13 protein-coding genes are annotated in these 19,581 nt (G+C 69.9%); 8 read left to right on the top strand and 5 right to left on the bottom strand.

Annotated elements, in window-relative coordinates; genetic code table 11:
• Window positions 1-144: 144 nt before the first annotated feature.
• The 3 genes from Q7W82_RS16745 to Q7W82_RS16735 all read right to left on the bottom strand — a co-directional run bounded on the left by Q7W82_RS16745 (window position 145) and on the right by Q7W82_RS16735 (window position 3,483).
• Window positions 145-1,053 carry a DUF72 domain-containing protein gene (locus tag Q7W82_RS16745; RefSeq protein ID WP_242159418.1) on the bottom strand — a complete coding sequence of 303 codons (909 nt, stop codon included), beginning with the start codon at window positions 1,051-1,053 and terminating at the stop codon, window positions 145-147.
• Between the two features lie 82 nt (window positions 1,054-1,135).
• Window positions 1,136-1,675, bottom strand: a complete 540-nt coding sequence (locus Q7W82_RS16740) for a DNA-3-methyladenine glycosylase I (protein ID WP_242159417.1) — start codon at window positions 1,673-1,675, stop codon at window positions 1,136-1,138.
• A gap of 14 nt (window positions 1,676-1,689) precedes the next feature.
• Window positions 1,690-3,483 (bottom strand): DUF4153 domain-containing protein, encoded by a 1,794-nt coding sequence (locus Q7W82_RS16735; RefSeq protein ID WP_242159416.1) that lies wholly within the window; start codon window positions 3,481-3,483, stop codon window positions 1,690-1,692.
• A gap of 105 nt (window positions 3,484-3,588) precedes the next feature.
• Here Q7W82_RS16735 and Q7W82_RS16730 point away from each other — a divergent pair, with 105 nt between their 5' ends.
• From Q7W82_RS16730 to Q7W82_RS16700, 7 genes are all read left to right on the top strand, one after another.
• The gene (locus Q7W82_RS16730; RefSeq protein ID WP_242159415.1) at window positions 3,589-4,155 is read left to right on the top strand and encodes a YqgE/AlgH family protein; all 567 of its coding nucleotides are present in this window, start codon (window positions 3,589-3,591) and stop codon (window positions 4,153-4,155) included.
• A gap of 7 nt (window positions 4,156-4,162) precedes the next feature.
• Complete coding sequence (ruvX, locus tag Q7W82_RS16725) at window positions 4,163-4,660, top strand: Holliday junction resolvase RuvX (RefSeq protein ID WP_242159497.1); 498 nt, start codon at window positions 4,163-4,165, stop codon at window positions 4,658-4,660.
• Between the two features lie 19 nt (window positions 4,661-4,679).
• The gene (locus tag Q7W82_RS16720; RefSeq protein ID WP_242159414.1) at window positions 4,680-5,627 is read left to right on the top strand and encodes an aspartate carbamoyltransferase catalytic subunit; all 948 of its coding nucleotides are present in this window, start codon (window positions 4,680-4,682) and stop codon (window positions 5,625-5,627) included.
• Between the two features lie 193 nt (window positions 5,628-5,820).
• Complete coding sequence (locus Q7W82_RS16715; RefSeq protein ID WP_242159413.1) at window positions 5,821-7,824, top strand: M1 family metallopeptidase; 2,004 nt, start codon at window positions 5,821-5,823, stop codon at window positions 7,822-7,824.
• A 417-nt stretch (window positions 7,825-8,241) separates the two neighbouring features.
• On the top strand, window positions 8,242-9,306 hold the full coding sequence (locus tag Q7W82_RS16710; protein ID WP_242159412.1) for a polysaccharide lyase family 1 protein: 1,065 nt from the start codon (window positions 8,242-8,244) through the stop codon (window positions 9,304-9,306).
• A gap of 461 nt (window positions 9,307-9,767) precedes the next feature.
• Window positions 9,768-12,032 carry a methyl-accepting chemotaxis protein gene (locus Q7W82_RS16705; RefSeq protein WP_242159411.1) on the top strand — a complete coding sequence of 755 codons (2,265 nt, stop codon included), beginning with the start codon at window positions 9,768-9,770 and terminating at the stop codon, window positions 12,030-12,032.
• Between the two features lie 798 nt (window positions 12,033-12,830).
• A complete protein-coding gene (locus tag Q7W82_RS16700; protein WP_242159410.1) occupies window positions 12,831-15,086 on the top strand; it encodes a methyl-accepting chemotaxis protein in 2,256 nt (751 codons plus the stop codon).
• Window positions 15,087-15,408: 322 nt separating this feature from the next.
• Here the strand turns inward: Q7W82_RS16700 and Q7W82_RS16695 are convergent, their stop codons facing one another.
• Complete coding sequence (locus Q7W82_RS16695) at window positions 15,409-15,891, bottom strand: hypothetical protein (RefSeq protein ID WP_242159409.1); 483 nt, start codon at window positions 15,889-15,891, stop codon at window positions 15,409-15,411.
• Between the two features lie 516 nt (window positions 15,892-16,407).
• On the opposite strand from Q7W82_RS16695, the gene Q7W82_RS16690 reads away from it, so the two are divergent.
• Window positions 16,408-17,784: an amino acid permease gene (locus Q7W82_RS16690; RefSeq protein WP_242159408.1), complete on the top strand. Its 1,377-nt coding sequence runs from the start codon at window positions 16,408-16,410 to the stop codon at window positions 17,782-17,784.
• A gap of 379 nt (window positions 17,785-18,163) precedes the next feature.
• Here the strand turns inward: Q7W82_RS16690 and Q7W82_RS16685 are convergent, their stop codons facing one another.
• Window positions 18,164-19,432, bottom strand: coding sequence for an arsenic transporter (locus Q7W82_RS16685; RefSeq protein WP_242159407.1), 1,269 nt, complete (start codon window positions 19,430-19,432; stop codon window positions 18,164-18,166).
• Window positions 19,433-19,581: the final 149 nt, after the last annotated feature.

The raw sequence follows: 19,581 nt of genomic DNA, 5'->3' as shown, positions 1-19,581 counted from the left end.
ATCACGACGAAAGGCAGTGCGCAGGAGCGGCTTCAGCCGCGACGGGCATGGCCGGTACCGCCGCGTCGCGGCTGAAGCCGCTCCTACGGGACAGCGGTGGGACAGCGCCCTGGTGTGACGCGCAGTTCCGGCACAGCGGGCTGCTCAATCCTCGCTGTTGCTGTCGCCGCGCGCCAGGCACGGCGTCGGCACGCCCAGCCGTTGCGCCAGGCGCCGCGCGTCGAACGGCGCGTGCACCTTCATGTCGTTGTCGAAATAGCAGTACACGTCGCGCCGCGCCCGCGTCGGCGCGCGCGGGCCGACCCGCTGCGCGTCGGCCGGCTCGCTGCCGCGATGCCAGGCGTCGATGCGCTTGGCCCAGGCGTCGAGCGCCTTGTCGTCGTAGCCGCTGGCGTAGAGCTGCGCATCGCCGTGCAGGCGCAGGTACAAAAAGTCGGCAGTCACGTCTTCCAGGTACGGCCACTTGCCGGCGGTGTCGGCCTGCACCAGCGCCACCCGATGTTTCCGAAGCAAGGCCACCGCCTCCGGCGTGGCGAAGCTGGGGTGGCGCACTTCCAGCGCATGGCGCAGGCGCCGGTTGCGGTCGATCCGCAGCACGCTGCGCTCGCGCATGCGCGCAGTGTCGCGTTTGCGCGCCAGCGCCAGGGCGGCTTCGCTGGTGCGCGGCAGCAGCGAAAGGAAGGCGTCCAGCAGGTCGTGGTCGAAGGCCAGCGAGGGCGGCAACTGCCACAGCAGCGGCCCCAGCTTCGGCCCCAGCGCGAGCAGGCCGGAGGCGAAGAAGTTGGCCAGCGGCTGCTCGCAGTCGCGCAGCCGCTTCAGGTGGGTGACGAAGCGCGGCCCCTTGACCGCGAACACGAAGCCGCGCGGCGTGGCGTCATGCCAGGCGGCGTAGCTCTTCGGGGTCTGCAGCGAATAGAACGAGCCGTTGAGTTCCACCGAGCGGAAGCAATGCGCGGCGTACTCCAGCTCCCGCCGCTGGGTCAGCTCGGACGGGTAGAAGACGCCGCGCCAGCGCGGGTAGCGCCAGCCGGAAATGCCGATGCGCAAAGCCATGCACCGACCATGCCGGCGGCCTCGTGCAGTGCCCGTGCAGGCGGCGGCAAGGCGGTGTCGTGCCGGGCCTCGCGCAGTGGGCTCAGCCAGCGCGCATCCATGGCGGATCCAGCTGCGCGATGCGCGCGAACGCCGGGCAGTCCTCGCGGTGCGCGCCGGGCAGGTAGCCCAGGCTCATCAGGAACTCGCCGGTGATCTCGCCGCCGGTGAAGCGGAAGGTGCGCTTGAACAGCTTGATCCACTCGGCCTTGCTGCGCGGGTGCTGCGCGTCCAGCCAGGCGGCGAAGCTGCCGTGGCTGGCGCGCAGGCGCTGGATCACCTGCGCGTTGTGGATCGCCGCCTGCACCTTGAGCCGGTTGCGGATGATGCCGGCGTCGCCGAGCAGGCGCAGCACGTCGGCCTCGCCGAAGGCCGCCACCGTGTCCACGTCGAACCCGGCGTAGGCGGCGCGGAACCCGACACGTTTCTTCAGCATCAGCTCCCAGCTCAGCCCGGCCTGGTTGATCTCCAGCACCAGCCGCTCGAACAGGTCGGCTTCGGCGCGTTGCGGGACGCCATACTCGTGGTCGTGATAGTGGCCGTGCACCGGGTGCCCGGGGGCGATATCGCAATAGCTGCTCATGCGGCGGGTGTCCGTCAGTCGGTCTGGTCGTTGGGGTCGGCGGCGTACACCTCGGTCCGCCGGGTTCCCGGCAGCTGCAGGTCGGGCCAGCGCCGCGGCAGCAACTGCAACTTGCCGTCGCGCAGCGCCTGGTACAGCGCTTCGGCGTTGTCGCCGCGACGCGGGAAGAAATGCGTGCGCGCCACGTCGCGCCAGCCACTGCCCACCTCGGTGTGGATGCGGCATTCGACGCCGTAGCCGACGCTGGCATTGCACAGCAGCACGTCGTCGTGGCCATCGCCGTCCAGGTCGCGGCGCAGGACCACGCAGTGCGCGCCCTCGCGCCGGCAGTTGGCGTCCTCGATGCGCCCGGCCAGCAGCGCCTGCCACCAGACGGCGTCGGGGTCGGCGCTGGCGGCGGCCAATACGATGCGCTGGCGCACCTGCAGCGGATCGGTGCTGCGCGGCGCATCGTTGGTGTCGCCACCCCAGCGCTGCTGCCGCTGCAGCATGCGTTGCAGGCGTTCGCGCTGCACCGGGTCGTCGGCGAAGGCGGGCACCTCGCGCAGCGCCTGTACCGCGCGGTAGCCGCGGCGGCCGCTGTCGAAGCGCAGGTAGGCCAGGTCCAGGTGCGCCGCGCTGGTGCGGCCGTCGGCCATGCGCTGCATCTGATCGCCGACGACGATGCGGTAGGGGTCCAGCAGCGGCGAGCTGGCCGCCAGCGCCAGGCCGATCACCACCCACGACAGCACCCGGTTCACCGGCGCCAGCGGCTGCAGCCAGCGCGCGCCCGGCCGCAGCACCGCCCAGGCATAGCCGCATGCGTAGCCGCAGGCGACCACCGCCACCAGCACGCCGGCAAAGCGTTCGGCGCTCCAGCCGTACTGATCGATGCGCAGCCACAGCGCGTACAGCGCCAGCCCGGCGTACAGCGGCAGGCTCAGCAGCCCGGCGTCGATCACCCGTTGCAGCCAGGCCGGGTAGGGCGCCTCGGCGGTGCCGTCCTGGTACACCGCGTTGACGAAGACCACCAGCGTGACCACCACCGCGATCAGGATGCTGGCCGCCGCGCGGGTCTCCCACAGCGGCTGCAGGCCGGTGAACGGAAGGCTCAGGGCGAACAGCACCGCCACGAACGCCAGCAGCGGCAGCAGCCCGGTGCAGATCGCGAACAGGATCTGCCGCAGCACCTGCACCGCGCGCTGCTGGGTGCGGCCGATCAGCAGGCCCAGGCCGAACATGGTGCCGGTGGCCAGGTAGACGAAGGCGGTTTGCCGGAACAGGTCGCGGAACAGGGTCAGCTTGACCAGCGCGAACAGCGCGCCCCACAGCCACAGCACCAGCCAGCAGATGCCGACGAACAGCAGCGCCAGCGCCAGGGTCAGCGCGTTCTGCCAGGCATGCTCGAACAGGTCGCGGTACGGCGCCTGCCAGCGCCCGTGCTGCAGCCGGCACTGCAGCCACGGCAGCAGCACGAACATCGCCAGCGCCACGGTCGCGCCGAACGGGCCCAGCACCTCGCTGGCGCGCAGGCCGGGGGCGCCGGTGGCGTTCCAGACGGCCCAGGCGGACAGGGCCGCCACCAGCACCGCCACCGCGATGGTGTGCTGCCACAGACGCAGCGCGCCCAGGTGCCGCACCGACAGCAGGGTCATGGTCGGCACGGTCAGCACCAGGGTGTACCAGCACACCCGTCCGCCCAGCGAGCCGAACGGCCACAGCCCGCTCTCGGCGCCGCGCTGCGCCAGGTACAGCAGTGCGCCCTGCAGCAGGGCCACCAGGACGATGAAGGCGCGGGTCTGGCGTGGCAGGTCGGGGGGCGTGTCCATGCGTGCGTGCTCCTGGGCGCCCGGTCGGGGCCGCGATCGGGCGGATTATGGCAGCCCGCCGCAGCCCGGGCAGCGCGCACGCGGGAGGGACGATAGAATGGGGCCATGTCCGCTTTGCCCACGCCTCTGGCCAACCAACTGCTGATCGCGCTGCCGGCGCTGTCCGATCCCAACTTCGCCCGCAGCGTGGCGCTGATCTGCCAGCACGACGAGAACGGCGCGATGGGCGTGGTGGTCAACCGCGCCTCCGAATACACCCTGGGCGAAGTGCTGGAGCAGATGGGCATCGACACCATCGATGCCGCGCTGCGCGAGCAGGTGGTGCTCAGCGGCGGGCCAGTGCATCCGGAGCGCGGCTTCGTCATCCACGATGGCGCGCACGGCTGGGATTCCAGCCTGGCGTTCGGCGACGGCCTGTTCCTGACCACCTCGCGCGACGTGCTCGAGGCGATGGCGCGTGGCGAGGGGCCGCGCAACGCGGTGGTCGCGCTGGGCTGCGCCGGCTGGGGCGCCGGCCAACTGGAATACGAATTGGGCGAGAACAGCTGGCTGACCGCCCCCGCCGATGCCGAGCTGCTGTTCGAGCTGCCGCTGGAGCGACGCTGGCAGACCGCCGCCGGGCGCATCGGCGTGGACCTGTTCCGCCTCACCGATTACAGCGGGCATGCCTGAGTCCGGCCTGCCTGAGTCCGGAGCGCCTGCGCCCGCCAGCGCCACGCCCGCGACGATCCGCCGCGACGGCACCGTGCTCGGCTTCGACGTCGGCCACCGCCGCATCGGCGTGGCCGTCGGCAGCCCGTTCGGCACCGGCGCGCGCGCGCTGGCGGTGATCGACGTGCACGCGCAGGGGCCGGACTGGCCGGCGCTGGACCGCCTGCACGCCGAATGGCGGCCGCACGGCCTGGTGGTCGGCGATCCGCTCACCCTCGACGGTGCCGACCAGCCCAACCGCAAGCGCGCGCATGCCTTCGCCCGCGAACTCGGCGCGCGCTACCGCCTGCCGGTGGTGCTGGTCGACGAACGCTCCAGCTCGGTCGAGGCCGCGCAACGCTTCGCGGTGGACCGTGCCGCCGGCCGCAAGCGCCGCCGCGATGCCGCCGCGCTGGACGCGGTGGCCGCCGCGGTGATCGTCGAGCGCTGGCTGGCCGCGCCCGACGACGCCATTCCCCTTTCCTGATCCCCAGCCCGGACCCGCCATGACTGATCCGCAACTCGATTCGAACGGGCGCCTGCGCCACCTGCTGACCCTGGAAGGGCTGCCGCGCGCGACCCTGCTGCAACTGCTGGACCGCGCCGGGCAGATCCGCGACGCGGCGGTGGGCCGGGTCGGCAAGCGCAACGTACTGGCCGGCACCGCGGTGTGCACGCTGTTCTTCGAACCGTCCACGCGCACCCGCAGCTCGTTCCACCTGGCCGCGCAGCGGCTCGGCGCCGACGTGCTGAACTTCGATGCCTCCACCTCGTCCACGCGCAAGGGCGAGACCGCGCGCGACACGCTGAAGAATCTGGAAGCGATGGGCGTGCGCGGTTTCATCGTGCGCCATCCGGAGGACGGCGCGGTGGAGCGCCTGGCCGAAGCCGCGGGCGAGGGCACCGCGCTGATCAACGCCGGCGACGGCCGCAGCGCGCATCCCACCCAGGGCCTGCTCGACATGCTGACCCTGCGCCACGCCAAGGGTGGTGATTTCTCCAAGCTCAAGCTGGTCATCGTCGGCGACGTCAAGCACTCGCGGGTGGCGCGCTCGGACCTGCACGCGCTGCGCACCCTCGGCGCCGGCGAAGTGCGGGTGTGCGGCCCGCGCGCGCTGCTGCCCGACGACGGCACCCTGGACGGCTGCGTGGTCGGCGAGGATTTCGACGCCATGCTCGACGGCGTGGACGCGGTGATGATGCTGCGCCTGCAGCGCGAGCGCATGGAGGAAGGCCTAGTGACCTCGCTGGAGGATTACCACGGCCAGTACGGCCTCACCGCCGAGCGCCTGCGCCGCGCGTCGAAGGATGCGGTGGTGCTGCATCCGGGCCCGATCAACCGCGGCGTGGAGATCACCGACGAGGTCGCCGACGGCGCGCAGTCGTGCATCCTGCGCCAGGTCGCCAACGGCGTGGCGGTGCGCATGGCGGTGCTGGAGACCTTGCTGGGCTGAGCCCCGGCGAGTAGCGCCACGCCGGCGTAGGAGCGGCTTCAGCCGCGACAGGCGTTACTGGGAATGCCTGTCGCGGCTGAGGCCGCTCCTCCCCCGTCTTGCCAGGCATCCGCTGCCGAAGATGGCGATCGGCACATCCACGCCCTCCCGATTCGGCCTACCATCGGCGGCGATCCTCCCCACGGACGCCACCATGATCCCTGTTCTGCGCCGCGCTGCGTTCGCCGCGGCCTGCCTCCCGCTTGCCGCCGCCGCCCAGGCCGGCACCGCCACCGCCACCAACGCCGCGGACCGCCCAGGCGGCTACGATCCGCAGGCGCTGTTCGCACCGCTGCAACTGCCGCAGCCGGCCAACGCCTACCGCAGTGGCGGCGGCGTGCCCGGCCCGCAGTACTGGCAGAACCGCGCCGACTACGACCTGCACGCCACCCTGGAGCCGGCCACGCACACGCTGCGTGGCCAGGAGACCATCACCTACAGCAACCGCAGCCCGGACACGCTGGATGTGCTGTGGCTGCAGTTGGACCAGAACCTGTACCGCGCCGACGCGCGTGCCCGCACCTTGCGTGCGGCGCGTGCCGACCGGCCCGCGCCGCAGAGCACCGACGGCTACCGCATCGCCAGGGTGGAACTGGAGCAGGGCGGCAAGCGCGTGCCGGCCACCTTCCTGATCGACGACACGCGCATGCGCGTGGACCTGCCGCAGCCGCTGGCCAGTGGCAAGGCGCTGAAGCTGCACATCGACTACGCCTACACCGTCCCCGGCACCTGGGGCGGGCGTACCGCGGTCACGCCCACCGCCGACGGCGACATCTACGAGGTCGCGCAGTGGTATCCGCGCATGGCGGTGTACGACGACCTGCGCGGCTGGGACACGCAGCCCTACCTGGGGGCGGAGTTCTACCTGGAGTACGGCGATTTCGACTATGCGGTGACGGTGCCGTGGAACTACCTGGTCGCCGGTTCCGGCGAACTGGTGAATCCGGCGCAGGTGCTCACCGCCACCCAGCGCCAGCGCCTGGCGCAGGCGGCTGCCAGCGACACGACGGTGACCATCCGCGGCGCCGATGAAGTGGGCAAGCCGGACAGCCGGCCCAGCGCCAGCGGCACCCAGACCTGGCGCTTCCACATGGACCATACCCGCGACGTGGCCTTCGCCGCCTCGCCGGCCTTCGTCTGGGATGCGGCGCGGATCAACCTGCCCGAGGGCAAGCATGCGCTGGCGATGTCGGTGTATCCGCGCAGCGCGGTCGGCACCGACAAGTGGGGCCGCTCCACCGAGTTCGTGAAAGCGTCGATCGAGCACTTCTCGCAGTGGTATCCGTACCCGTGGCCGGCGGCGGTGAACCTGGGCGGCCACGGCGCCGGCATGGAGTATCCGGGCATCGTCTTCGACGACATGGAGGACGGCGGCAAGCAACTGTTCTGGATCACCGCGCACGAACTGGGCCACGGCTGGTTCCCGATGATCGTCGGCTCCAACGAGCGCCGCCATGCCTTCATGGACGAGGGCTTCAACACCTTCATCGACGTCTACGCCTCCGACGCGATCAACCACGGCGAATTCGCACCCAAGCGCGACGGCGAATACGCGCCCGGCGGCGGCAACCCGGTGGACGAGATCCTGCCGCTGCTGGCCGACGCGCAAGCGCCGACCCTGCTCGATCGCGCCGACGCCACCAGCGAGACCTACCGGCATCCGCTGACCTACTTCAAGGGCGCGCTGGGCCTGGTGCTGCTGCGCGAACAGATCCTCGGCCCGGCGCGCTTCGATCCGGCGTTCCGCAAGTACATCGCCAGTTGGGCCTACAAGCATCCGACGCCGTCGGATTTCTTCCGGTTGATGGAGAGCGAGGCCGGCGAGGACCTGAGCTGGTGGTGGCGCGGCTGGTACTTCAACAACTGGCAGCTGGACATGGGCGTGCGCGCGGCGGCCTACGTCGACCACGACCCGGCCAAGGGCCTGCTGGTGACCCTGTGCAGTCGCCAGAAGCTGGTGATGCCGGCGACCTTGCGCATCGACTTCGCCGACGGCAGCCACCTGGACCAGCGTGTGCCGGTGGAGACCTGGATGCAGCAGACCCAGCCGCAGATCCGCGTGCCGAGCACGCAGAAGGTGCTGCACGTGACCCTGGATCCGGATCATGTGCTGCCCGACGCCGACCGCAGCGACAACCGCCTCGATACGGTGAGCTGATCGCGCCGTGGCCATCCGCGCCGTCGTCGGCGTCGGATGGCCCGCGCAAACGTGCTGCGGCCGCAACATTTGCCGTTGCGCGCCGCCAGTGCGCGCTTGTCCCGATGCAGTGCACCGGCGTCGATGCCGATGCGTGCGATGCGCGTGCGTTCGCCGTCATTGCCGGCTGCCTGCGCCCACCGCGGCGCGCGCGTGGCTTGCTTGTCCCCGCCTGTCGCTGGCTGTCTCCTGCGGACCGTGCGTGTCCGCTTGTCCTGTCCTGTGCGGCGAACGGAGTGCGGGATTCCAGTTCGGCGTCGCGGCGATTGCGCGGGCCGCCGCGCGCATTCGAAGAATGCGCCGGCCCCCACGCCCCCGTGCCGGCGCATGCGCGATGCCATGCGGCCTGCACTCATCGCGACAACTGGGAGACACCGCATGCAGCAGCAATTCCGAACAGGCGCACTGGCGCTCGCGTTGGCCGTAGGCGCCGCTCCGGCCTTCGCCGGCCCGGTCGGTTACGGGGCCAATACCACCGGCGGCGGCAATGCCATCCCGGTCAACGTCGCCACGATGGAGGCGATGCAGGCGGCGATCGACAACTACGCCGGCTCAGGCGGCCTAGTGCTCAACTACACCGGCAGCTTCAACTTCGCCAGCATCACCGACGTGTGCACGCAATGGAAGCTGCCGGCCAAGACCGTGCAGATCAAGAACAAGCGCGACATCACCATCAAGGGTGCCAACGGCTCCTCGGCGAACTTCGGCGTGCGCGTGGTCGGCAATGCGCACAACGTCATCATCCGCAACATGACCCTCGGCCTGCTGCCGGGCGGCGAAGATGCCGATTCGATTTCCCTGGAAGGCAATTCCAGCGGCCAGCCGTCCAACATCTGGGTGGACCACAACACCATCTTTGCCTCGCTGACCAAGTGTCCCGGCGCCGGCGACGCCTCCTTCGACGGCGGCATCGACATGAAGAAGGGCGTCAACCACGTCACCGTGTCCTACAACTACATCCACGACTACCAGAAGGTCGCGCTCAACGGCTACAGCGACAGCGACACCCAGAACGCCGCCGCGCGCACCACCTACCACCACAACCGCTTCGAGAACGTGGAATCGCGCCTGCCGCTGCAACGGCGCGGCTTGAGCCACATCTACAACAACTACTTCAACAACGTCTTCACTTCCGGCATCAACGTGCGCATGGGCGGGGTGGCGCTGATCGAGGCCAACTACTTCGAGAACATCAAGAACCCGGTCACCTCGCGCGACAGCAGCGAGATCGGCTACTGGGACCTGATCAACAACTACGTCGGCGGCGGCATCACCTGGACGGTGCCGGAGAGCACCAGCAAGCCCTACGCCAACGCGACGACCTGGATTTCGTCCAAGACCTACCCGGAGCCGCTGGGCTACCTGTACACGGCGATTCCCGCCGCGCAGGTCAAGGCCAAGGTCATCGCCACCGCCGGTGCCGGCACCAACCTGGCCGAGTGAAACACCCGGCCTCCGCGCGCGGCGGCGCGGAGGCCGTTGTTGGGTGCGTCATAAATCTGTCGCGAAATATATGCCGTTTGCAACATTTTGCGCGCACGGCCAAAAGCCCCGGATTGGTGCGCAACGCGACTGCGTTCGCACCCCGGGGGTGCCAAGTTTGTCGTTTTTTCACATGGATTTGACGTGGTCTGGCGAAATCCGGGGCGTGCGCGCGGGGCCATGCACACCAGTATCACGACGCTGAGGAAGTTCAAAAATTGTGCGTAGTTACGCATCAAGAATCGGGTGCGGCCGCCGCTACCTAAAGCGAGTCCCCGCACGTGACATTCCCGATGCGGCCGGTGCTGGAAGTGTCTTTGTCTTCTTCTCCGTCGCATCGCATCAGGCCTTCCGGCTGGCAGTGTCGTGCGCGATCCCGGGTCGTGACGCGGGGCTCCCCCCTTCCTCACTTGGTACTCCCCATGATCGGTTTCCTGCAACGCTACAACGTCGGGACGCGGCTTGCCTGCGCCTTCGGTGTCCTCATCCTGTTGTCCTGCGCCCTCGTCGTGGCCGGCTTGCTGACGTTGAAACAGTCACGCGACATGATGGACACCATCGTCAATCGGCGCATGCAGATCCTCGATTACACCGCCGAGATGCGCAACGCCAGCTCGCTGATCGCGATCAACCTGCGCAACATCGTGATGCCGACCACGCACGAGGAGAACGAGGGTTTCGCCAAGGTCGTCGACGAGCAGCGACGTTACTACGGCGAGATCCACGACAAGCTCTACGCGATCCCCACCACCAGTGCGGTCGGCGTGCAGATGCGCAAGGCGATCGACGATGCCTATGCGCGGACGCGGGTCGCCAACCAGGAGGTGCTGGACCTGGGCATGCAGGACAATGACGCCGAGGCGCTGAAGGTGCTGACGGCCCAGGCCGCACCGGCGACCCAGCAATGGCAGGACGCGCTCAACGTCTATGCGAACCGGCAGCGCGAGCAGGGCGCCCAGGCCTATGCGACCGCCGAGGCGGCGATGGATCGCGGCCGTGCGCTCTTGCTCTCCGGCGGCGCCATCGTCGTGCTCGTCAGCGGCCTGCTGGCCTGGCTGATCACGCGTAGTCTGACCGTGCCGCTGACCCGCGCCACGCGCGCTGCCGAGGCCATCGCCAGTGGCAAGCTCGACAACGACGTGCGCACCGACGCGCGCGACGAGACCGGCCGGCTGCTGGTCGCGATGCAGGGCATGCAGCAGCAGGTCAGCAACCTGATCGGCGCACAGCTGGAGATGGCCAAGCGCCACGATGCCGGCGAAGTCAGCCATCGCATCGAAGCGCAGGCCTTCCCCGGCGACTACGGCCGCATGGCCGCCGAGACCAATGCGCTGGTGGCCTCGCACCTGGCGGTGAAGACGCGCCTGGCGCAGATCATGGGCCGTTATGCGATCGGCGACCTGTCGCAGGACATGGACCGTCTGCCCGGCGAGGAAGCGGTGCTGAGCCAGACCATGGACGAGGTCAAGGCCAACCTGTCGGCGATGAACGGGCAGATCAAGCAACTGGCGACCTCCGCCGCCGATGGCGATTTCAGCGCCCGCGGCGACGCCGAGCGCTTCCAGTACGACTTCCGGGTGATGGTGGAGAGCCTGAACCAGCTGATGGCCACCGCCGACGGCAACCTGCAGGCGCTGTCGACGCTGCTGCAGGCGATCGCCGCGGGCGACCTGACCGCGCGCATGCACGGCGATTTCCGCGGCGTGTTCGCGCAGATGCGCGACGACGCCAACGCCACGGCCGAACAGTTGGCCGGCATCGTCGGCCGCATCAAGCATTCGGCGGCATCGATCAACGCCGCGGCCAGCGAGATCGCCGCCGGCAACGACGACCTGTCGCGCCGCACCGAGCAGCAGGCCGCCAGTCTGGAAGAGACCGCGGCTTCGATGGAGGAGCTGACCTCCACCGTGCGGCAGAACGCCGAACATGCGCGCCAGGCCAACCAGCTGGCGGCGGGCGCGGCCTCGGTCGCTTCGCAGGGCGGTAGCGTGGTCGGCCAGGTGGTGACCACCATGGACGGCATCGAGGCGGCCTCCAAGAAGATCGCCGACATCATCGGCGTCATCGACGGCATCGCCTTCCAGACCAACATCCTCGCGCTCAATGCCGCGGTGGAAGCCGCGCGCGCCGGCGACCAGGGCCGTGGTTTCGCGGTGGTCGCCAGCGAGGTGCGTACGCTGGCGCAGCGCTCGGCCAGCGCCGCCAAGGAGATCAAGAGCCTGATCGACGACTCGGTCAGCCGCGTCGCCGAAGGCTCGGCCCTGGTCGACCAGGCCGGCAAGACCATGGACGAGATCGTGAGCTCGGTGCAGCGCGTCACCGACATCATGGGCGAGATCTCCGCGGCCTCGCAGGAACAGTCGGCCGGCATCGAGCAGGTCAACCAGACCGTGACGCAGATGGACGAGACCACCCAGCAGAACGCGGCGCTGGTGGAAGAGGCCAGTGCGGCGGCGCGCTCGATGGAGCAGCAGGCGGTGGAGCTGAGCCAGGCGGTGGCGCTGTTCAAGCTGGACGCATCCGCGGCCACGCCGGTGGCGCAGGCGCCGCGGCACCTCGCCACCGCGCCGTCTGCCGCCAAGCCCAGCGCTCGTCCCACCGCAGCCAAGCCCGCGCCGGTGCGGCGCGCGGCGCAGCCGGCTGCGGCTGCGGCGGTGGCGCTGGACACGGACTGGCAGGAGTTCTGAACCACAGGGCGCGTGCGCCAGAGTGGGCGGCGCATGCGCGCCGTCCACTGTCGAAAGCCGGCACGGCAACGTGCCGCTGCCGGTGACGCATCCAGTCGCTGCAGGCGCCTGCTGCTGCGGGGCGCGATGCCGTACCTGCGGCGGCTCACCACCGGATCCTGACGAAGGCCGCGCCGCTTGCTGGGTGCCGGGCGGCCCTCGCCACTGCGTCGTCGCGCGCGCGTCCCAATGTGGACGCGCCGTCATGCTGCGTCACGTCCGCGACCACCGCTGTGCGGCCAACGCGTTGCGTTGAGGGTGACGTCCCATTGCATGAATGCGCCAAGGCGGCGGCTGCTCCGCCTCGGCGATGGCGCTGACGCCACCATGTGACTGCGATCGCATTCCTGGCCCAGCGCCGCGCGCTGGGAGATCACCGTGCAGGGAGCAATCGGAACATTTTTTCCTCGCGGTCCGATGACGCCGCAAGCAAGCGCCATGCCGACGATTGCAACACGGCGCGCACACGCTCTTCACGCAAAAACGCCGATTCGGGCGAGGCGTGAATCGACCCTCCACATCCCCATCATGTGCCTGAGGACGTTCAATAAATTCCCCGCAATCGCCTCTCAAGTCCCTTCGCAGCGAGCCGTTACTTCGCCCGCACATTGAGCGGGATGCGTCATCAAGCGTCTGATTCGAAACGCTTTTTCACGATTTGTTCATCCTGTTTCGATGCGGGCGCGCACGACGGCCATGGGCCGGCGTGCGTGGTCCGGGGCGCCCATTGCCCCTCATTCCCCCAAACAGGCCATGTCCATGATTGCATTCCTTCAGCGCTACAACGTCGGCGCCCGGCTCGCCACCGCGTTCGGCATCCTCATCCTGCTGTCCTCGGCGCTGGTCGTCGCCGGGCTGCTCACCCTGTTCCAGGCGCGCGAGCGGCTGGACGGCATCGTCCACCGCAACATCGCCGCCATCCGTGCCGCCAGCGACATGCTCAACGCGAGCTCGGCCGTGGCCATCAATGTCCGCAACATCGTGTTGCCCACCTCCCAGGAGGACAACATCCGCTTCGCCAAGGTCATCACCGAGCAGCGCGCGCGCTATCAGGAGGCACGCAAGCGGGCGGGCGCCATTCCCAGCGGCGCGCAGAGCCAGGCCGTGCTGGAGGAAGTCGATCGCACCCGGCAGAAGACCGTGGACGTCAACAACCGCGTCATCGACCTGGGCATGCACTACAAGCCGGACGAGGCGCTGGCCCTGCTGATGGGGGAGTCTGCCCCGCTGACGCAGAAATGGCAGGACGCGATCGCCCGCTATGCCGATCTGCAGGCCACGCGCAGCAGCGAGGCCTATGCGGCCGCGACGGCCGCGATGGCGCGTGGGCGCGCCATGCTCATCGCCGGCGGCCTGGCGGTGGTGTTGGTCAGCAGCGTGCTGGCCTGGCTGATCACCCGCAGCCTGACCGTGCCGCTCAACCGCGCCACCCGTGCCGCCGAGGCCATCGCCGACGGTCGCCTGGATAACGACGTGGCCACCGAGGCGCGCGACGAACCTGGCCGCCTGCTGCAGGCGATGGGCGGCATGCAGACCCAGTTGCAGCGTTTCTCCAGCGAAACCGCGTTGATGATCGAGCTGCATGCCGACAAGGACATGAGCCACCGCATGCCGCAGGACTTCCCGGGCGTGTACGGCGAGCTCAGCAAGGGCATCAACACCATGATGTTCGAGCACCTGGACGCCATCGTCGACGCCATCGGCGTGCTCAACGAATACGCCAACGGCGACCTGCGCCGCGATGCGCGCCGCCTGCCCGGTAGCCGTGCGGTGCTGCACGAATCGATGGATGCGGCCAAGACCAGCCTGTTGGCGATCAACACCGAGATCAAGCGCCTGGCCGCGGCGGCCGCCGCGGGCGACTTCAGCGCCCGTGGCGATGCGGCGCACTTCCAGCACGACTTCCGCCTGATGGTGCAGGACCTCAACGCGATGATGGAGGTCAGCGACCGCAACCTTGGCAAGCTGTCGGCGTTGCTGCAGGCCATCGCCGCCGGCGACCTCACTGCGCGCATGCACGGCGAGTTCCACGGCGTGTTCGCGCGGATGCGCGACGACGCCAACGCCACCGCCGACCAGTTGACCGGCATCGTCGGCCGCATCCAGACCGCCGCGGTCAGCATCAATGCCGCGGCCAGCGAGATCGCCACCGGCAACGACGACCTGTCGCGGCGCACCGAGCAGCAGGCCGCCAGCCTGGAGGAAACCGCTGCGTCGATGGAGGAACTGACCTCCACGGTGAAGCAGAACGCCGAGCACGCGCGCCAGGCCAACCAGCTCGCCAGTGGCGCGGCCTCGGTCGCCTCGCAGGGCGGCGCGGTGGTGGGTCAGGTGGTCGAGACCATGAGCGGCATCGAAGCGTCCTCCAAGAAGATCGCCGACATCATCGGCGTGATCGATGGCATCGCCTTCCAGACCAACATCCTGGCGTTGAATGCGGCGGTGGAGGCGGCGCGTGCCGGCGAGCAGGGTCGCGGCTTCGCGGTGGTCGCCAGCGAAGTGCGCACGCTGGCGCAGCGTTCGGCCAATGCCGCCAAGGAGATCAAGACGCTGATCGACGATTCGGTGACCCGCGTCGCCGAAGGCTCGGCGCTGGTCGACAAGGCCGGCAGCACCATGCAGGAGATCGTGGCCTCGGTGCAGCGCGTCACCGACATCATGGGCGAGATTTCCGCCGCCTCGCAGGAGCAGTCGGCCGGCATCGAGCAGGTCAACCAGACCGTGACGCAGATGGACGAAAGCACGCAGCAGAATGCGGCGCTGGTGGAGGAAGCCACGGCGGCAGCACGCTCGATGGAGCAGCAATCGGTGGAGCTGACCCAGGCGGTGGCGCTGTTCAAGCTGGAGGGCGCGCATGCTGCAACGCTGTCGCCAGCACCGTCGCCGTCGCGCACCAGGCCTGTTGCGCCGACCGCCACGCGCAGCCCGCGCCCGCTGGCTGCGGCGGCGCCGGCACGACGTGCGCCGGCGTTCGCGGCGGCGGTGGCCGTGGACAAGGACTGGCAGGAGTTCTGATCCGACGCGGTCCGATCGTTTGGGCCGTTCTTGCGCGGCCGCCTTCCTCGGAAGGCGGCCGCTTGCATTTGCGCGTGGCTGCCCGATGCGCGCGATGGAGCGCTGCATGCGAGCGGCGGCGATAGCCGGCGCGGGAGATGCGGTACGACGCACCAGGTTGCACCAGGCAGCCCCCCCGGCGGCAGGCGGGGGTGACGCAGCCCGCGGAGGCCATCGCCCTCACCGAGCGCGGCCGCGTGTTTCCACCACGCGACTGACGCCATGGCCGTCAGCAACCACTCGCGCCACGGCCGCAGGTGCGGCCGCGGCGCACAGGCAGTGCTTACTGCGGCGGACCGCTGCGCGGGGTCTTGATCACGTACGAGGTGATGTACTCGCCGTTGGAGCCGTAGACCACCACGATGGTGGTGTTGGCGTCGCGGTAGACCACGGTGGCGTTGCACGGGCAGCTCGCCGCGGCGGTGACCATGCCCAGCGGCTGGTTCTTCGCGTCGTTGACCGCGATCATCTGCTCCTCGGCGGCGCTGCCGATCGGCAGCCGGGTCTCGGTGCCCGGTGTGGCGCTGAGCACGGTGATGACCTCGTCCTGCAGCGAGTTGATCTGCACGAAACGCAGGCCGGCCTTCTCGAACGTGTAGACCTTGAACAGCGGCGACAGGCTCACGTTCTTCTTGCCGATGGGCAGGCGTTCGCCCATGCCCTGGATGGCATCGGCGGCATAGAGCGGCGCCCGCTCGGCGGCCCGCAGGCACGGAACGGCCAGCGTGGCCGCCAGTACCGTCAGGGTGAGCAGCGGTTTGATCATGGTGTCTCTCCTTGTCTGGATGTACGGACCTGTACGCCATGGGACGAGCGGCAGCCGTGGTCCTTTCCGGCCGGAGCGCCCGCAACGGGCCGTCTCCCGGTCCGTCGTCGCCTGCCGCCCCTGGCTCCGTGTTCGCGCCCTCATCGGCAGGTACGGAGAAAGGAGATCTGGCGGGCGTCGAGTTCAGTATTTCTGACGTTAGTATCGCTGTCAATACGCCAAATCAACGAGATGCGAGAAATCTGCGGTGTGAGTGATGGTTTGGCATTTCCGCACTTCGCGCGGTCGCGGCGATGGCGCCGCGTGGTCGGGGCAGGCAGCAAGCCACGGCGGTCTTCGCCGGCGCCCGGCGGCTGGTGCCCAGCGGCGGCCGCGTGCGCGGATCCGCGCTGCGTTGCAGCAGCCGTGCCGCTGCGGCGGGCCGATCCGCGGCCGTAAGCGGCCAAACGCGTGCGCAGCCGCACGTCGTCGCCCTCAGCCTGTATCGTGTCGCGTTTTCCGCACCCGACCGAGCCGATGCCGCATTCGTCCGCGCCTGTCCCGCCTGCCGCCGCACCCGCCCTGCGCCACGCGCTGAAACCGCGGCAATTGATCATGATGGGATTGGGCAGCGCGATCGGCGCCGGCCTGTTCTTGGGCTCCGGCGTCGGCGTGCACGCGGCGGGGCCGGCGGTGCTGATTTCCTACCTGGTCGCCGGCGCGCTGGTAATCATCGTGATGAACGCGCTGGGCGAGATGGCCGCGGCCAAGCCGGCCAGCGGCGCGTTCTCGGTGTACGCCGCCGACGCGATGGGGCCGACCGCCGGCGCCACGGTGGGCTGGCTGTGGTGGCTGCAACTGGTGATCGTGATCGCCGCCGAGGCGGTGGGCGCGGCCGGCCTGCTGTCCACGGTGTGGCCGGGCTTGCCGGTGCCGCTGGCCGCGATCGCGTTCATGGCCGCGTTCACCGCGATCAACCTGCTGGGCGTGCGCAACTTCGGCGAGTTCGAATTCTGGTTCGCCATCCTCAAGGTGGCGGCGATCGTCGGCTTCATCCTGGTCGGCATCGCCTTGCTGGCCGGCTGGCTGCCCGGCGTGGCCTCGCCGGGCCTGTCCAACGTCACCGGCAACGGCGGCTTCGCGCCGAAGGGCCTGGCCGGCATCGGCGCGGCGCTGCTGGTGGTGGTGTTCGCCTTCGGCGGCACCGAGATCGTGGCGGTGGCCGCGGCCGAGACCGCCGACCCGGAGCGCAGCATCGCCCGCGCCATCCGCACCGTCGCCTGGCGCATCCTGGTGTTCTACATCGGCTCGCTGAGCGTGATCATCGCGGTGGTGCCGTGGCAGAGCCAGGCGCTGAGCTCGCCGTTCGCTGCGGTGCTGCAGGTGGCCAGGATCCCCGGCGCCGCCACCGCCATCACCCTGATCGCGGTGATCGCGTTGCTGTCGGCGCTCAACGCCAATCTGTACGGCGCCTCGCGGATGATCTTCTCGTTGGCCCAGCGCGGCGAAGCGCCGCGCGCGCTGGCCGCGTCCAGCCGGCAGCAGGTGCCGTGGCTGGCGGTGCTGGCCAGCGTGCTGTTCGGCTTCGTCGCCGCGGTGCTGGAACTGCTGTATCCCAACCGGGTGCTGCCGGTGCTGCTGAACATCGTCGGCGCCACATGCCTGCTGGTGTGGACGATCTCGCTGCTGTCGCAGCTGATCCTGCGCGCGCGCGCCGACCGCGCCGGCACCCGCCTGCCGTTCCGCATGCGCGGCTACCCGGTGCTCACCGTGCTGGCGCTGGCGATCCTGGCGCTGATCTTCGGCCTGCTGGTGGCCTCGCCGGACACCCGCACGCAGTTCCTCTCGATGGCGGCGCTGACCGCGGTCATCGCCGTGGTCAGCGGCGTGGCGCGGCGGTTGCGCGCGGGGTAGGGCGGCGCATTCCATCGGTGTGTCGTGCCGTTGTGGGAGCGACTTCAGTCCCGACGGGGGGCGATGGCCGATGGCGTCGCGCGTCGCGACTGACGTCGCTCCCACGGGGGCTTCGTCCGCGTCACGTGTGCTGCCATAGCAGCGGCGCCTGTTGCTTCTTGGAGCAACCGCAGCAGGTCTTCGCGGTAAGGCCTGTCGCGGCTGAAGCCGCTCCTACGACGGCAGCGACAGCGCGCAGAATCCTCTGTAGGAGCGGCTTCAGCCGCGACGCGTTGCGGTAGAAGCTGTCGCGGCCGACCCGCGGTCGCCGCAGGCCAGGCCTTGGCGACCGTCCCGGGCGCCTGGCCATGGGCAATTCACCAAGTGCACGCGCACCCGCTCAGCCCAGCAGCAGGCGCGCGCCCAGCGCGCACAGCAACGCCGGCGGCATCACCAGCGCGCCGACCTTGAGGAAGCGCCAGAAGCCCACGTCCTCGCCTTCGCGGCGGATCGCGGTCAGCCACAGGATGGTCGCCAGCGAACCGGTGATCGACAGGTTCGGACCCAGGTCCACGCCGATCAGCAGCGCATCCACCACCAGCTGCGGCGGTTGCGCCTGGGCGACGGTGGTGCTGGCGATCAGGCCGGCCGGCAGGTTGTTCATCAGGTTCGAGCCGAACGCCAGCAGGGTGCCGGCGACGCCGGCGGTGGCCTGCGGCGAGTGCGCGGCGGCGTCGGCCAGGGTGCGTGCGAGCAGGCCGATCACGCCGGTGCGCGACAGCGCCTCCACCAGCACGAACAGGCCAGCCACCAGCGGCAGCACCGACCACGACACCGCCTTGGCCATCGGCAGCGGCGATTGCCGGCCGCCCAGACAGACCGCGCCGAGGGTGGCCAGGCCGGCCAGGCAGGTCGGCAGACCCAGGTCCAGGCCCAGCGCGGAGACGCCGACCAGCAGCACCGCGGTGGCGAGGATGCCGACCAGGGCGAAGGTGCCGCCGCGGGTCAGCGGTACCGTGTCCACGCGCGCGGCGCAGCGGCCGGTCAGGTCCTTGCGCTCGGCCCAGCGCAGCATCACGAAGGTCACGCCGATCGCCAGCAGCGACGGCAGCGCGAACGCGGCCATCCACGCGCCCAGGGTCGGCATCTTGCCGCCGTACAGCACCAGGTTGGCGGGGTTGGAGATCGGCAGCACGAAGCTGGCGGCGTTGGCGATCAGCGCGCAGGCGAACAGCAGCGGCAGCGGCTTGGCCCCGGCCTTGCGCGCGGCCGCGTACACCGCGGGGGTGAGCACCACCGCGGTGGCGTCATTGGACAGGAACGCGGTGACCACGATGCCGACGCCGAACACCAGCGCGAACAGGCGCTGGGTCGAGCCCTTGGCCAGGTTCACCGCATGCATCGCGACCCAGTCGAACAGGCCTTCGGCACGTGCGGTTTCCGACAACAGCATCATGCCGATCAGGAACAGGTAGACGTCCAGGCCCTTGAGCACCGCCTGCCAGGCCTCGCCGCCGGGCATCAGCCCCAACGCCATCAGCAGCAGCGCGCCACCCACCGCCCAGCACGCCTCGGGCAGCTTGAACGGCCGCGTGATCACCCCGGCGGTGGCCAGCGCGCAGATGCCCCAGGTGGCGAGATTGGCCGTGTGCGCGCCGGGCATGCTCATGCCGCCGCTGCCGTGTCGCGGGCAGGCAGACGCACGCGCGAGGAGGCCGCACGGGCAGGGCAGGGGCGGGCAGCGGGGGAGGGCACGGGCATGGGGCGTCGGGCAGCGGAGTCCGAGGGGCGTGCAGGATAGCAGCGGGACAGGCCCAA

This window comes from Xanthomonas indica (assembly GCF_040529045.1).
GTDB classification, from domain to species: domain Bacteria; phylum Pseudomonadota; class Gammaproteobacteria; order Xanthomonadales; family Xanthomonadaceae; genus Xanthomonas_A; species Xanthomonas_A indica.
This window is presented reverse-complemented; position numbering and strand designations above follow the sequence as displayed.